Origin of the sequence: Frigoribacterium sp. Leaf172 (assembly GCF_001424285.1) — a bacterium.
GTDB lineage: Bacteria > Actinomycetota > Actinomycetes > Actinomycetales > Microbacteriaceae > Frigoribacterium.
On record NZ_LMPB01000002.1, the window covers coordinates 827,513 to 841,987 of the forward strand.

The 14,475-nt window shown below is 69.8% G+C and carries 12 protein-coding genes; all 12 read right to left on the minus strand.

The window, feature by feature from the left end; all coding sequences use genetic code 11:
* Positions 1-21 precede the first annotated feature (21 nt).
* A complete protein-coding gene (gene ilvC, locus ASF89_RS10140; protein ID WP_055796293.1) occupies positions 22-1,047 on the minus strand; it encodes a ketol-acid reductoisomerase in 1,026 nt (341 codons plus the stop codon).
* 92 nt (positions 1,048-1,139) lie between these two features.
* Positions 1,140-1,646 carry an acetolactate synthase small subunit gene (ilvN, locus tag ASF89_RS10145; protein WP_055796290.1) on the minus strand — a complete coding sequence of 169 codons (507 nt, stop codon included), beginning with the start codon at positions 1,644-1,646 and terminating at the stop codon, positions 1,140-1,142.
* Positions 1,643-3,529, minus strand: coding sequence for an acetolactate synthase large subunit (locus tag ASF89_RS10150; RefSeq protein ID WP_082475205.1), 1,887 nt, complete (start codon positions 3,527-3,529; stop codon positions 1,643-1,645). Before ASF89_RS10150 ends, ilvN begins: the two co-directional genes overlap by 4 nt.
* A gap of 129 nt (positions 3,530-3,658) precedes the next feature.
* Positions 3,659-5,371: a dihydroxy-acid dehydratase gene (gene ilvD, locus ASF89_RS10155; RefSeq protein ID WP_055814300.1), complete on the minus strand. Its 1,713-nt coding sequence runs from the start codon at positions 5,369-5,371 to the stop codon at positions 3,659-3,661.
* A 53-nt stretch (positions 5,372-5,424) separates the two neighbouring features.
* Positions 5,425-5,982 (minus strand): monovalent cation/H(+) antiporter subunit G, encoded by a 558-nt coding sequence (gene mnhG, locus ASF89_RS15405; RefSeq protein ID WP_082475204.1) that lies wholly within the window; start codon positions 5,980-5,982, stop codon positions 5,425-5,427.
* Entirely contained in the window at positions 5,979-6,242 is a 264-nt protein-coding gene (locus ASF89_RS10165) for a monovalent cation/H+ antiporter complex subunit F (RefSeq protein WP_055796283.1), read from the minus strand. Before ASF89_RS10165 ends, mnhG begins: the two co-directional genes overlap by 4 nt.
* On the minus strand, positions 6,239-6,859 hold the full coding sequence (locus tag ASF89_RS10170; protein ID WP_055796281.1) for a Na+/H+ antiporter subunit E: 621 nt from the start codon (positions 6,857-6,859) through the stop codon (positions 6,239-6,241). The genes ASF89_RS10165 and ASF89_RS10170 overlap by 4 nt, the downstream gene beginning before the upstream one ends.
* Positions 6,856-8,487, minus strand: coding sequence for a Na+/H+ antiporter subunit D (locus ASF89_RS10175; RefSeq protein ID WP_082475092.1), 1,632 nt, complete (start codon positions 8,485-8,487; stop codon positions 6,856-6,858). The genes ASF89_RS10170 and ASF89_RS10175 overlap by 4 nt, the downstream gene beginning before the upstream one ends.
* Positions 8,484-9,029: a Na(+)/H(+) antiporter subunit C gene (locus ASF89_RS10180; RefSeq protein WP_055814303.1), complete on the minus strand. Its 546-nt coding sequence runs from the start codon at positions 9,027-9,029 to the stop codon at positions 8,484-8,486. Before ASF89_RS10180 ends, ASF89_RS10175 begins: the two co-directional genes overlap by 4 nt.
* Complete coding sequence (locus ASF89_RS10185; RefSeq protein ID WP_082489919.1) at positions 9,026-12,040, minus strand: Na+/H+ antiporter subunit A; 3,015 nt, start codon at positions 12,038-12,040, stop codon at positions 9,026-9,028. Before ASF89_RS10185 ends, ASF89_RS10180 begins: the two co-directional genes overlap by 4 nt.
* 135 nt (positions 12,041-12,175) lie before the next feature.
* Positions 12,176-12,955 (minus strand): trehalose-phosphatase, encoded by a 780-nt coding sequence (otsB, locus tag ASF89_RS10190; RefSeq protein WP_055814306.1) that lies wholly within the window; start codon positions 12,953-12,955, stop codon positions 12,176-12,178.
* Positions 12,952-14,451, minus strand: coding sequence for an alpha,alpha-trehalose-phosphate synthase (UDP-forming) (otsA, locus tag ASF89_RS10195; protein ID WP_055814911.1), 1,500 nt, complete (start codon positions 14,449-14,451; stop codon positions 12,952-12,954). The genes otsB and otsA overlap by 4 nt, the downstream gene beginning before the upstream one ends.
* Between the last annotated feature and the right edge of the window lie 24 nt (positions 14,452-14,475).

Sequence of the window (14,475 nt, forward strand, 5' to 3'; positions counted from 1 at the left end):
GTCGCCCCGACTGCGTCGGCGTCAGCGCGCAGCGCTGCCGTCGACGTAGTCGCTGTCCTGCTGCTTCCAGGCGAACAGGGCGCGGAGCTCCTGGCCGGTGGCCTCGATGGGGTGCTCCTCGCCCTTCTTGCGGAGGGCGACGAACTCGGGGGCGCCGGCGTCCTGGTCGTCGATGAAGCGCTTCGCGAACGCGCCCGACTGGATGTCGGCGAGGACGGCCTTCATGTTGTCCTTGACGTCCGGGGTGATGACGCGAGGGCCCGAGACGTAGTCGCCGTACTCGGCCGTGTCGGAGACGCTCCAGCGCTGCTTGGCCAGGCCGCCCTCCCAGATGAGGTCGACGATGAGCTTGAGCTCGTGCAGGACCTCGAAGTAGGCGATCTGCGGCTGGTAGCCGGCCTCGGTCAGGGTCTCGAAGCCGTACTGGATGAGCTGCGAGGTGCCGCCGCAGAGCACGGCCTGCTCGCCGAACAGGTCGGTCTCGGTCTCTTCCGTGAAGGTGGTCTTGATGCCGCCGGCGCGAAGGCCGCCGATGCCCTTCGAGTACGACCACGCGAGATCCCAGGCGGCGCCCGAGGCGTCCTTCTCGACGGCGACGATGACGGGGACGCCGCGGCCTGCCTCGAACTCGCGGCGGACCGTGTGACCCGGGCCCTTGGGGGCGACGAGGACGACGTCGACGCCCTCGGGCGCCTCGATGTAGCCGAAGCGGATGTTGAAGCCGTGCCCGAAGACGAGGGCCTTGCCGTCGGCGAGGTTCGGAGCGATGTCGTCGGCGTAGACGTGACGCTGGACCTGGTCGGGGGCGAGGATGACGATGACGTCGCCCCAGGCGGACGCCTCGGCGGGGGTCTGAACGGTGAAGCCGGCCTCTTCGGCCTTGGCGCGGCTCTTCGAGCCCTCCTTCAGGCCGACGACGACCTCGACGCCCGAGTCGCGGAGGTTGAGCGCGTGCGCGTGACCCTGCGAGCCGTAGCCGATGACGGCGACCTTCTTGCCCTGGATGATCGACAGGTCGGCGTCGTTGTCGTAGACGATTTCAGTCACAGTGGTGATTCTCCTCGGTTGTCGACGGATGTCGGTGGGGATGTCGGTTGATGGGATGACGAGGAGGCGCAGGTCGACCGCGCCGCGCCCGTCTAGTTCTTGAAGACGCGGTCGGTGATCGACTTGGCGCCGCGGCCGATGGCCAGGAGCCCGGACTGCGAGATCTCCTTCACGCCGTAGGGCTCGAGCACCCGCAGCAGGGCGGTCGTCTTGCCCGTGTCGCCGGTGACCTCGATCACGAGGGAGTCGGTCGAGACGTCGACGACCGACGCGCGGAACAGCGTCACCGCCTCCAGCACCTGCGAGCGGGTCGTGTTGTCGACCCGCACCTTGATGAGCATGTGCTCGCGCTGCACGGACTGCGAGTAGTCGAGCTCGACGATCTTGATCACGTTGACCAGCTTGTTCAGCTGCTTCGTGACCTGCTCGAGCGGCAGCTCCTCGACGTCGACGACGACCGTGATGCGGCTGAAGCCCTCGAGTTCGCTCTTGCCCACGGCGAGGCTCTCGATGTTGAAGCCGCGGCGGGCGAAGAGACCGGCGACGCGGGTCAGCAGACCGGGCTTGTCTTCGACCAGCAGGCTCAGGACGTGGCTCATGCGTGCTCTCCTGTCATGTCGCCGTCGCGGGTGGTGTCGGAGGCGCTGGTGCCGGGTGCCTCGTCGTCCCACTCGGGGGCGAGGGCGCGGGCGTGCTGGATCTCGGAGTTCGAGACGCCCTGAGGCACCATCGGCCACACCATGGCGTCGCGGCTGACGACGAAGTCGATGACCACGGGGCGGTCGTTGGTCTCGAGGGCGAGCTTGATGGCGGCGTCGACCTCGTCCTCACGGCGGACCCGGATGCCGAGGGCGCCGTAGGCGTCGGCCAGCTTGACGAAGTCGGGCACCATGCGCGTCTCGTGCCCGGTGTTGAGGTCGGTGAACGAGTGGCGACCCTCGTAGAAGAGCGTCTGCCACTGGCGGACCATGCCGAGCGACGAGTTGTTGATGATCGCGACCTTGATGGGGATGTCGTTGATGACGCAGGTCGCGAGCTCCTGGTTGGTCATCTGGAAGCAGCCGTCACCGTCGATGGCCCAGACCACGCGGTCGGGCTGGGCGACCTTCGCACCCATGGCGGCCGGGACCGAGTAGCCCATCGTCCCCGCGCCTCCGGAGTTCAACCAGGCGTGCGGACGCTCGTACTGGATGAACTGCGCCGACCACATCTGGTGCTGACCCACCCCGGAGGCGTAGACCGCCTCGGGGCCCGAGAGCTCGCCGATGCGCTTGATGACGCCCTGAGGCGAGAGGAGCCCGTCGTCGGGCTCGGTGTAGCCGAGCGGGAACTGCTCGCGCAGACCGTTCAGGTGCTCCCACCAGGCGGAGATGTCGGGGCGGACGCCGCCGGTCACCTCGGCGAAGGCGCTCGTGAGGTCGGGGATGACGATCTTGGCGTCGCCGACGATGGGCACGTCCGCGAAGCGGATCTTCGAGATCTCGGCCGGGTCGATGTCGACGTGCACGACCTTCGCGTTCGGGGCGAAGAGATCGGCCTTGCCCGTGACCCGGTCGTCGAATCGGGCGCCGAGCGCGATGATCAGGTCGCTCTCCTGGAGGCCGAGCACGGCCGGGACCGTGCCGTGCATGCCCGGCATGCCGAGGTGCTGGTCGTGCGAGTCGGGGAACGCGCCGCGGGCCATGAGCGTCGTGACCACAGGGGCCCCGGTGGCCTCGACGAGCGTCTTCAGCTCGGCCGACGCGCCGGCGCGGATGACGCCGCCGCCGACGTAGAAGACGGGCTGCTTCGCCTCGGCGATCATCTGCGCCGCGGCCGTGATCTGCTTGCCGTGGGCCTTGGTGACCGGACGGTAGCCCGGCAGGTCGACGACGGGCGGCCAGATGAACGGCGCGCTGTTCTGCTGCGCGTCTTTCGTGATGTCGACCAGCACCGGTCCGGGGCGACCCGTCGTGGCGATCTGGTAGGCGGCCGCCAGCGTGGCGGGGACGTCTTCGGGCTTCGTCACGAGGAACGAGTGCTTGGTGATCGGCATCGTGATCCCCACGATGTCGGCCTCCTGGAAGGCGTCCGTCCCCATGAGGGTCGAGAAGACCTGACCGGTGATCGCCAGGAGCGGCACGGAGTCCATGTAGGCGTCGGCGATCGCCGTCACGAGGTTCGTCGCGCCAGGGCCGGAGGTGGCGATCGCCACGCCCAGGCGGCCGGACGAGGCGGCGTAGCCCTCGGCCGCGTGACCGGCGCCCTGCTCGTGCCGGACGAGGATGTGCCGGATCGCCGTCGAGGCCATCAGCTCGTCGTAGAACGGGATGATCGCGCCGCCGGGAAGACCGAACACGTCGGTGACCCCGAGGTTCTCGAGCGACTTGAGGATCGCGCCGGATCCCGTCAGGACGGGAGGCGCGGTGGTCGCGGCCGGGCTGTTCGCGCGACCGGAGGCACGGGTCGTGGCTCCGGGCAGTGGCGTCGTTTCGGAGGGCATGAGTGCCGGGTTCCTGTTCGTGGTGATGTGACGGTGATGACGGGTGTCGTCGACGACGGACGGGCCCTGGCCGCCGAGCCGGCGGTCGCGGTGGGCCGACCCTGTCACGGCCGGCCGAGGAGGCGCGGCCTAGTAGGTGACGGCGCCTTCCGCTGCGGAGCGGACCTGGCGTGCGTACTTGGCGAGGACACCGCGGGTGTATCGCGGCGGGAGGGGCTCCCAGCCGTCGCGGCGGGATTCAAGCTCAGCCGGATCGACGAGTAGGTCGATCGAGCGAGCGGCGATATCGACCCGAATCAGATCACCATCGCGCACGAACGCGATCGGACCGGAGTCGACCGCTTCGGGTGCTATGTGGCCGATGCACAGGCCGGTTGTGCCGCCTGAGAATCGTCCGTCAGTCAAGAGTAGTACATCTTTTCCGAGCCCCGCGCCCTTGATGGCCGCCGTGATGGCGAGCATCTCGCGCATGCCCGGGCCGCCCTTGGGACCCTCGTAACGGATGACGACCACGTCGCCGGCCTCGATGCGCCCCTCGGTGAGGGCGTCCATGGCGCCGCGCTCTCGTTCGAAGACCTTGGCGGGCCCCTGGAACACCTCGGCGTCGAAGCCGGCGGTCTTGACGACCGCGCCCTCGGGGGCGAAGGTGCCGCTCAGGACCGTCAGACCGCCCGTCGCGTGGATCGGGTTGTCGAGCGTGCGGAGGACCTCGCCGTCGAGCGGCTTGGGCTTGATCGCCTCGAGGTTCTCGGCGACCGTCTTGCCGGTGACGGTGAGGCAGTCGCCGTGCAGCAGACCGGCGTCAAGCAGGGCCTTCATGACGACGGGCACGCCGCCCATGCGGTCGACGTCGTTCATGACGTACTTTCCGAAGGGCTTGAGGTCGCCGATGTGCGGCACCTTGTCGCCGATGCGGTTGAAGTCGTCGATCGTCAGGTCGACCTCGGCCTCGTAGGCGATGGCGAGCAGGTGGAGCACGACGTTCGTCGAGCCGCCGAACGCCATGGCGACGGCGATGGCGTTCTCGAACGCCTTCTTCGTCAGGATGTCGCGGGTCGTGATGCCGAGGCGGAGCATCTCGACGACGGCCTCGCCCGAACGGTGCGCGAAGTAGTCGCGGCGACGATCCGCCGACGGCGGGGCCGCCGAGCCGGGGAGGCTCATGCCGAGGGCCTCGGCCACGCTCGCCATCGTGTTCGCGGTGTACATGCCGCCGCACGCGCCCTCGCCCGGCACGATCGCGCACTCGATGGCCTTGAGGTCCTCCTCGCCGATGGTGCCGGCCTTGTAGGCACCGACGGCTTCGAAGGAGTCGATGATCGTGACGTTCTTCTCGGTGCCGTCGCTCAGCTTGACCCACCCGGGGGCGACGCTGCCCGCGTAGAGGAAGACGCTGGCGAGGTCGAGTCGGGCGGCGGCCATCAGCATGCCCGGCAGGGACTTGTCGCAGCCGGCCAGCAGGACCGAGCCGTCGAGGCGCTCGGCGTTCATGACGACCTCGACGCTGTCGGCGATGACCTCACGCGAGACCAGCGAGAAGTGCATGCCTTCGTGGCCCATCGAGATGCCGTCCGAGACGGAGACCGTGCCGAACTGAAGCGGATAGCCGCCGCCTGAGTGCACGCCCTCTTTCGCGCCCTGGGCGAGCCTGTCGAGCGACAGGTTGCAGGGGGTGATCTCGTTCCAGCTGCTCGCGATGCCGATCTGGGGTTTGTCCCAGTCGGCGTCGCCCATCCCGACGGCACGGAGCATGCCTCGGGAGGTCGTGGCTTCGACGCCGTCGGTGACGACTCGGCTCCGCGGTTTGATGTCGTTCCCGACCGGGGTGTCCTTCTCTGGCATGGGTCGAGTTTAGGGCGTGGCGGCGGCGCCTCCGTCCACCCCGCGCGGAGCGGTCAGAGGCCGCCCGGACGGCTCCCGCCCTGCTCGCCCGCCGTCGACGGACGACCCTCGACGTCGCGGTCGACCTCGCCGTCGTCGGCGTCGTGCTCCCCGAGACCCTCGACGCGATCCAGCTCGACGGCCAGGGCGTCGGCGGAGCCGACCGGCAGGTCGGACACGTCGATGTCGGCCTCGTCGCCCTCGACGGTGTCGGCGAGCTCGCCGGCCGCGCGGGCCACGGCCTCGTCGAGTTCGTCGACGACCAGCTGGTCGCGGAGGAGGTCGCCGTTGCGGTACCCGGCGCGCCCGATCATGTGGGCCGAGATGGGCGCCGTCAGCATCTGGAAGACGAGGACGACGAGCAGCGAGGCGATCGTGCCGACGGTGTGCTGATCGAGGGCGATCGCGGCGAGGACGAGGATCAGCCCGAAGATCTGGGGCTTGGTGGCCGCGTGCATCCGCGACAGCGCGTCGGGGAAGCGGAGCAGACCGATCCCCGCCGCCAGCGAGAGGAGGGCGCCGCCGATCAGCAGCACGGAGGAGGCGACGTCGTAGACGGACTGGGGGATCATGACGGGTCCTGCCGGGAGACGTAGCGGGCGACCGTGATGGATCCGAAGACCGCCGACAGGGCGAGGACGATGATGACCGGGATCGTGCGGGTGTGACCCGAGAAGACCATGTCGGCCGCCAGGACGCAGATCAGGGTGGTCAGCAGCATGTCGGAGGCGATCATGCGGTCGAGGATCGACGGACCCTTGACGATGCGGATGACGGAGGCGAGACCGGCGAAGGCGAACAGGGCGCCCACGACGTATTCGACGACGATCACGAGGGACCCCCTTCGGAGGACGAGGACGGTGCCACGGGATCGTGCACTTCGGACGCGGCCGGCGTGCCCGCCGCGATGCGGCGGAGGTCGTCGGCGCTGCCGAGCACGCGCGCCAGGCGCTCCTCGACGACCAGCACGTTCGCGCGGACGGCGGCGACGCCGTCGGCGTCCTCGACGGCCAGCGCGTGCAGGTAGAGGATCGACCGCTCGCGGTCGGCCTCGACCACGAGCGACCCGGGGACGAGCGAGATCGCCTCGGCCACGAGCGTCATGATGAAGTCCGACCGCGTATGGAGCTGGACGGCGACGATGGCGTTGGAGTCGACTCCGCGCGGCCGCACCGCCTGCCAGGCGACCTGGACCGATGCCCGGACCAGGTCGAGCACGAAGTGCCCGAGGAACACGAGTGCGAACCAGACGTTGAAGCGTCCGCTCAGCTCGACCGGAGGGAGGAAGAACACCCGCGTGACGAGCAGGGCTACGGCCACGCCGGTGACGAAGGCCAGCACGGTGAACTGGTTCCACAGGCACATCCAGAGGACGACCAGGCCGATCAGCAGCGGCAGCTGGCGGGCGAGGCTCCGGCCCACCTCACCGCGGGACGGTCGGGCGCTCATGGCGCGCTCCCCTCGTCGGCCGGTCCCCCGGCGGGTGTCGGAGCCGGCGACGACGTCTCGGTCTGGGTCTCGCCCTCACCCGACGGGAAGACCAGCTGCACGTACTCGTTCGAGCCGTACACCCGGCCGGCAGCCCGCTCGGCCACGCCGTAGAGCGGACCGGCCGCGAAGGTCAGGACGAGCGACACGAGGACCATGCCCGCCGTGGCACCGACCATCGTGCGCGGATTGGTGCGCTTCTGCTGGACCGCGACACGGTGCGGCGCCTCCTCGAGGTGCTCGGTGAAGGGCGACTCGTGATCCTCCACATCGGCCTTGGGCCGCCAGAAGGCGAGGTTCCAGGCCCGCATGAGTGCGTAGAGGGTGAGCAGCGACGTCAGCGCGCCGGCCCCGATCAGCACGTAGACGAGGGGGTCGTCGAGACGGGCACCCGCCTCGAAGAGCGCGACCTTGCCGATGAAGCCCGAGAACGGCGGGATCCCGCCGAGATTCAGAGCCGGGATGAAGAAGAGCACCGCGATGATCGGGGCCGCCTTCAGGAGTCCGCCCAGTCTCGTGATGGAGGCCGTGCCTCCTCGGCGTTCGATCAGACCCGCCCCGAGGAAGAGGGTCGTCTGAACCGTGATGTGGTGGACCACGTAGTAGATCGTCGCCGCCAGGCCCTCGACCGTGCCGAGCGCGATGCCGAAGATCATGTAGCCGATGTGGCTGACAAGGGTGAACGAGAGCAGCCGCTTGATGTCGGCCTGAGCCACGGCGCCGAGGATGCCGACCACCATCGTCAGCAGCGCGATGATCAGCAGGTAGACGTTGACGTTGCTCTCGACGAACAGCACGGTCTCGGTGCGGATGATCGCGTACACGCCGACCTTCGTGAGCAGCCCGGCGAAGACCGCGGTCACGGGAGCGGGCGCCGTCGGATACGAGTCGGGCAGCCAGAACGACAGCGGGAAGATCGCCGCCTTGATGCCGAAGGCCGTCAGCAGCATCACGTGGATGATCGTCTGGACATCCGCCGGGATGGTGTCCATCCGCTGCGCGATGTCGGCGATGTTGACCGTGCCGAGCGCCCCGTAGATCATGCCGATGGAGGCCAGGAAGAGGACCGACGACACCAGGCTGACGACGATGTACACGACGCCGGCGCGGATGCGCTGCTCGGTGCCGCCGAGGGTGATGAGCACGTAGCTCGCCACGAGCAGGATCTCGAACCCGACGTAGAGGTTGAAGAGGTCGCCGGCGATGAAGGCGTTGAAGACCCCCGTCGCGAGGATCAGATACGTGGGGTTGTAGATCGAGACGGGAGCCTCGCCGTCGCCGTCGGCCTGCCCCTGCCCGACGGAGAACACGAAGACCGCCAGCAGGACGATCGACGAGATGCTGAGCATGAGGGCCGCGAGACGGTCGACGACCAGCGTGATGCCGTACGGGGCCTCCCATCCGCCGACCTGGACGGCGATCGCGCCCTGCGTGTCGACGACGACGAGCAGCACCAGGCTGATGACCACGACGACGCCGAGCGCGACGATCGAGAGGATCGACTGGAGGCGGGGCCGGCGACCCGTGATGAGCGCGGCCGCGGAGCCCAGCAGAGGGACCAGGACGACCAGCGGGACGAGGAAGCTCATGCGTTCTCGCTCTCGTCGGTCGGTGTGCTTCGGGGGCGGGCGGAGGCGGGAGCGCCCGGGTCGTCGGGCGCGACCCGGTGCGTCGCATCGGCGGGCACCGCCGCCTCGGCCCGATCGCCGAACTCGCTCTCTCCACCCGACTCGTCGTCGCCGTCGCCTTGCGAGTCCTCTTCTTCGGCGGGCACTCCGCGCCGGCCGATCTCGAGGTCCTCGACGTCGTCCGCCACCGTGTCGGCCTGGGCCAGGCGCCAGGAGCGGTAGATGAGCGCGAGCATGAACGCCGAGATCCCGAACGTGATCACGATGGCGGTGAGCACGAAGGCCTGCGGCAGCGGGTCGGCGAAGTCGACCGGCGGTGCCTGCCCGTCGACGATCGGGGCGGCCCCGCGTCGACCCGACATGATCAGGATCAGGATGTTGGTCGCGTTGCCGACGAGGAGGAACCCCAGCAGCACACGGGTCATGCTGCGCTCGAGCAGGAGGAACACCCCGCACGCGTAGAGAGCCGCCATGACGACGATCAGGACGAGCGATACGCTCATGCGCGGCCTCCGTCGTTCGTGGTCGGCCCGGATGTCGCGACCGGGATGGTCTCGCTCCCGCCCTCGCCTCCGGCGTCGTGCTGCGGGACGGACGACCCCGTGTCGTCCTCTTCTTCCTGACGGTCGACCTCGGCCCCGAGGCTCCGGAGCACGTCGAGCACCAGCCCGACCACGACGAGGTACACGCCGATGTCGAAGAAGGTCGAGGTGACGAACTCGAGGTGCCCGAGCACGGGGACCTCGCCCTCGACCCAGGTCGACGTCAGTGCGTCGACGCCGAAGAACAGCGGGACGAGCGCCGTGGCCGTCACGGTCAGGAGACCGGCGCCGAGCAGCTTGCCCGCGTCGAGGGGTGCTGCGGCGCCGAGCTCGTACCGGCCCCCGGCGAGGTAGCGCGCCACGAACGCGAACCCCGCGACGAGACCACCCGCGAACCCGCCGCCCGGGGTGTTGTGACCGGCGAAGAGCAGGTAGACCGACACGACGATGATGGCGTGGAAGATCAGCCGCACGACCACCTCGAGGAGGATCGACCGGTTCTGCGGCGCGATCTTGCGGCCCGCCAGGAGCCACGCGCGGCGGTCGCCCTCGGCGCTGTCGCCGATCTGCACGGCGGATCCGCCGTCGGGGACGACCGGAGCCGGCTCACGCAGGGGACGGACCCGTGCGAGGAACCGCTGCGCCCGGGTCCGCCTCTCGGGACGCGGCAGGACGTCGGCCCGCGACGTGATGAAGACGAGGCTCGCGACCCCGGTCGCGGCGACGATCAGCACGGCGATCTCGCCCATGGTGTCCCAGCCGCGGATGTCGACGAGCGTGACGTTGACGACGTTCTTGCCGTGACCGCCGTCGACCGCCAGCGACGGGAAGGCGCCCGAGATGGTCGCCCCGGGCCGGGCGCCGAGCGCGACGACGGCGATGGCCGCCATGACCGACCCGACGGCGATGCCGATGACGGCGCGGGCGACGGTGTGCGTCCGGCCGTTGCGGTCGCCGAGCCGGGCCGGCAGGCGCCGGAGCACGAGCACGAAGGCGATCAGGGTGATGGTCTCGATGAGTGCCTGGGTCAGCGCGAGGTCGGGGGCGCCGTGCAGCGCGAAGAGCGCGGCCATGCCGTAACCGGTGACCCCGACGAGCACGACGGCCTGGAAGCGCTTGTTCGACAGCGCCGCCGCGATGGCGCCCATGATCATGAGGGTGCCGATGGCGAGCTGGGCCGGGTAGTCGAAGAGCACCGCCGTGCTCGGCCAGCTGCGGTTGAGCGACAGCGTGACGATGGACGACGCGATGAACACGACGAGGATGGTCGCGAGGTAGAACGGCAGGGATCCACGCTGCGTCGTCGACGTCGTGCGTGACGCCGTCCGGTCGATGCCGGCCATGATCGCCACATAGCCGTCGGAGGCGCGGGGCAGGAACGAGACCGCCTTCTGCAGAGCGCTGACCCGCTCGCGCTGCCAGAAGAGCAGGGCTCCGACGCCGAGGGAGACGACGGTGAGCCCGAGTGCGGGCTCGAGCCCGTGCCAGAGGGCGAGGTAGTACGGCTCGTGGTCGCCGCCGCCGGCCGGCAGGGTGTCGGCGTAGAGGGCGAAGACGGGATCGATCGGGTGCGCTGCGAGACCGAGGACGAGACCGGCGAGGGAGAGGATGACCGGGGCCAGCAGGAAGTCGATGTGCTCGCGGACGAACTCGACCGGCTCGACGCCCTTCTTGCGCGCGAAGGCCCCCCAGAGGAAGCGGAGGCTGTAGGCGGTCGTGAGGATCGATCCGACGACCACGCCCACCAGCGCGACGAGACCCCAGACCGAGCCGGTCTCGGCGTCGTGCAGCAGCGAGGTGAGCACCGCCTCTTTGGCCACGAAGCCGAAGAGCGGCGGCACGCCCGCCATCGAGGCGAGGGCCAGCACCGTCACGACGAGCAGCACCGGCGTCTGCCGGCCCAACCCGCTCAGTCGGCGGAGATCCCGGGTGCCCGTGCGGTGGTCGATGACCCCGACCACGAGGAACAGCGTGGACTTGAAGAGGGCGTGCGCGACGAGCAGGGCGAGCCCCGCGAGAGCGGCGTCGCGGGTGCCGAAGCCGACCACGATCACCAGGAAGCCGAGCTGGCTGACCGTGCCGTAGGCCAGCACCAGCTTGAGGTCGTGCTGGCGCAGCGCCCGGTAGCCGCCGAGGATCATCGTGACGACGCCGACCGTGACGATGACCTCCTGCCAGCCGGGAGAGTCGTGATAGCCCGGCGCGAGACGGGCGACGAGGTAGATGCCGGCCTTGACCATCGCGGCCGCATGCAGATAGGCGCTGACCGGGGTCGGCGCGGCCATCGCCGCCGGCAGCCAGAAGTGGAACGGGACGAGAGCGGACTTCGAGAGGGCCCCCACGAGGACCAGGATCACGGCGACGGTGACCGCCGTGCCGGCGGGCGGGTCCGCCACCAGCTCGGAGAGCGAGCTCGTCCCGCCCTGCACGGAGAGGATGACGAGTCCGACCAGCATGGCGAGTCCGCCGGCCGTGGTGACGATCAGCGCCTGCAGGGCCGCGCCGCGGCTCGCCTGCTTCGACGTGTAGTGGCCGATCAGGAGGTACGAGAAGACGCTCGTGGCCTCCCAGAAGACGAACAGGACGAAGACGTCGTCGCTGGTGACGAGACCGTACATCGCACCGGCGAAGGCCACCAGGACGGCGGCGAAGCGGGCGAGTCCGGTCTCGTCGTCGCGGAAGTAGCGCGCGCAGTAGACGAGCACGAGACCACCCACGCCGGTGACCACGAGCGAGAGCACCCAGGCGAGGACGTCCATGCGCAGGGTCAGCGAGATGGCGAGCTGCGGGATCCACGGCACCGTCTCTTCGGGGATCTCACCCGAGAGGACGGCTGGCCCCTGCAGGGCCGTGAAGACGAAGACCGCGAACGGGACGAGCGACGCCCAGAGGAAGAGCGAGACGCCGATCCGCCGGCCGACCGCGGCCACGATCACGGCCGCAACGGCGAACGCTGTCAGGGCTGCGATCACGAGGACCTCCGTCGGCTGGCGACCTCGTCTGCCGATCGGATGAGCGGGCGCGGGGAGTCGGGCGGAGGGTCCAGACTACCTTGCAGTCGCCTGGGAAGGCCCAGATCGGTCAGACGCCCCGGGACACATGCTCCGTCAGGAATGCCCCAGGTGCTCCCGCAGATCGGCCAGCTCGCCGAGGAGGCGCGCGATCGCCGCCGGGTCGGCCACGCGGTGACCGGCCACCGACTCGCCCGGACCGACCTTGACCGCCAGGTCGCCCTCGCCGAGGGCGGCGAAGCCGTCCTCGTCGGTCACGTCGTCGCCGGCGTAGAGGACGCCCGTGGCGCCGACGATCTCGCGGAGGCGGTCGATGCCGTCGTTCTTGCCCGTGGCTCTGACGGCGAACTCGAGGACGTTCTTGCCGGTTCGCTCGTGGATGCCCTCGAGGGCGCCGACGGTGCGCCGCGCCTCCGACAGGACCGTCTCGGTCGTCGTGGCGTCGGCGAGGCGCGTGTGCAGCGCCAGACCCGCGGGCTTCTCTTCGACGAAGACGCCGTCGTGGCCCTCGGCGGCCGCGTGGACCGCCTCGGAGAGGCGCGCACGAGCGGCCGCCTCGTCGTCGGTGAGACTCGTCTCGTGGCCCGCCATGCGGAGCTCCACGCCGTGCGAGCCGACCAGGAGGACCTCGTCGGCCGTCTCGCTGATCTCGCTCAGCGACGCCAGGTCGCGCCCCGAGACCAGGGCCACGGTCGTGGCCTCGGCCGCCGACAGCCGGGCGATCGCCGTCAGGGCCTCGGGTAGAGCGCGGGCGGCCATCGGAGCGTCGACCTCGGGCGCCAGCGTGCCGTCGAAGTCGAGGGCCACGAGGAGGCGCGGGGTCGTCGCGAGGCGTCCGAGGGCGTCGGACAGGGCGCGGGGGTCGTCTGAGGTCATTCGGCTTCGCTCTCGTCGGTGGTCTCGGTGTCCGCGGGGGTGATCTGCTGCCCGGGTCGCACGTTCTCGAGCGCCTGGAGGAACGACGCCGACCACTTGGCCACGTCGTTGTCGAGCACTCGCCGACGCAGGGCACGCATGCGCGTCGTGCGGTCCCTCCTCGGCATCTCGATCGCCCTCATGATGGTGTTCTTCAACCCGCCGATGTCGTGCGGGTTGATCAGCAGGGCCGTCTTGAGCTCGTCGGCGGCACCCGCGAACTCGCTGAGCACGAGCACGCCGTCGTTGTCGCGGCGGACCGCGACGTACTCTTTCGCGACGAGGTTCATGCCGTCGCGGAGCGCGGTGACCAGCATCACGTCGGCGGCGAGGTACAGCGCGACCATCTCTTCGCGGGGGTAGCCGTGGTGGTGGTAGCTGATGGCCGTGTGGCTCATGGTCGCGTAGTCGCCGTTCACGCGTCCGACCGTGAGCTCGATCTCGTCGCGGAGCTGCTTGTACGTCTCGACGCGTTCGCGGCTCGGGCTGGCGACCTGCACGAGCGTGGCGTCCTCGACGCTGAGACGACCGTCGGCCAGCAGCTCGCCGAACGCCTTCATGCGGTGGCGGATGCCCTTGGTGTAGTCGAGACGGTCGACGCCGAGCATGACGGTCTTGGGGTTGCCGAGGCCCTCTCGGATCTCGCGCGCCCGGGCCTGGATGTCGGGGCGCGCCGCCAGCTCCTCGTAGCTCGCCGCGTCGATCGAGATGGGGAAGTGCTTGGCCAGCACACGGCGCACCTTCTTGCCGCGCTTCGAGACCGATGCGCTCTCGTCGTCGACGGGCACCTCGACGTAGGGACGCGTCGTGCCGTAGCCGAGGAGGTGGCGGACGGCGCGGGAGAAGTTCGAGGCGTCGTCGGCGCGCTGGAACCCGATGACGTCGGCGCCCAGCAGCCCCTCGAGGATCTGCTTGCGCCACGGCAGCTGCGAGAAGATGCCGAGAGGCGGGAAGGGGATGTGGTTGAAGAAGCCGATCGTGAGGTCGGGGCGGGCCTCGCGGAGCATCCGCGGGACGAGCTGGAGCTGGTAGTCCTGCACCCAGATGGTGCCGCCCTCCTCGGTGATCTCGGCGGCGCGATCGGCGAAGCGCTGGTTGACCTGCACGTAGGCCTCCCACCAGACGCGGTGGTACGTGGGGGCGGCGATCACGTCGTGGTAGAGCGGCCACAGCGTGTCGTTGCTGAACCCCTCGTAGTACCGCTGCACCTCTTCGGCGCTGAGCGGCACCGGGACGATCGAGATGCCGTCGTCGTCGAACGGGTCGAACTCGAGATCGGGCTGCCCGGCCCAGCCGACCCAGGCGCCGTCGTTGGCCTTCATGACCGGCTCGAGGGCGGTGACGAGCCCGCCGGGCGAGTGCTGCCACGAGGCGCTGCCGTCGTCGGCGATCACGCGGTCGACGGGGAGGCGGTTGGAGACGACGACGAAGCCGTAACGTTCGGAGGGGTCGGGCATGAGGTGGGTCAGCTCCTGTCGGAT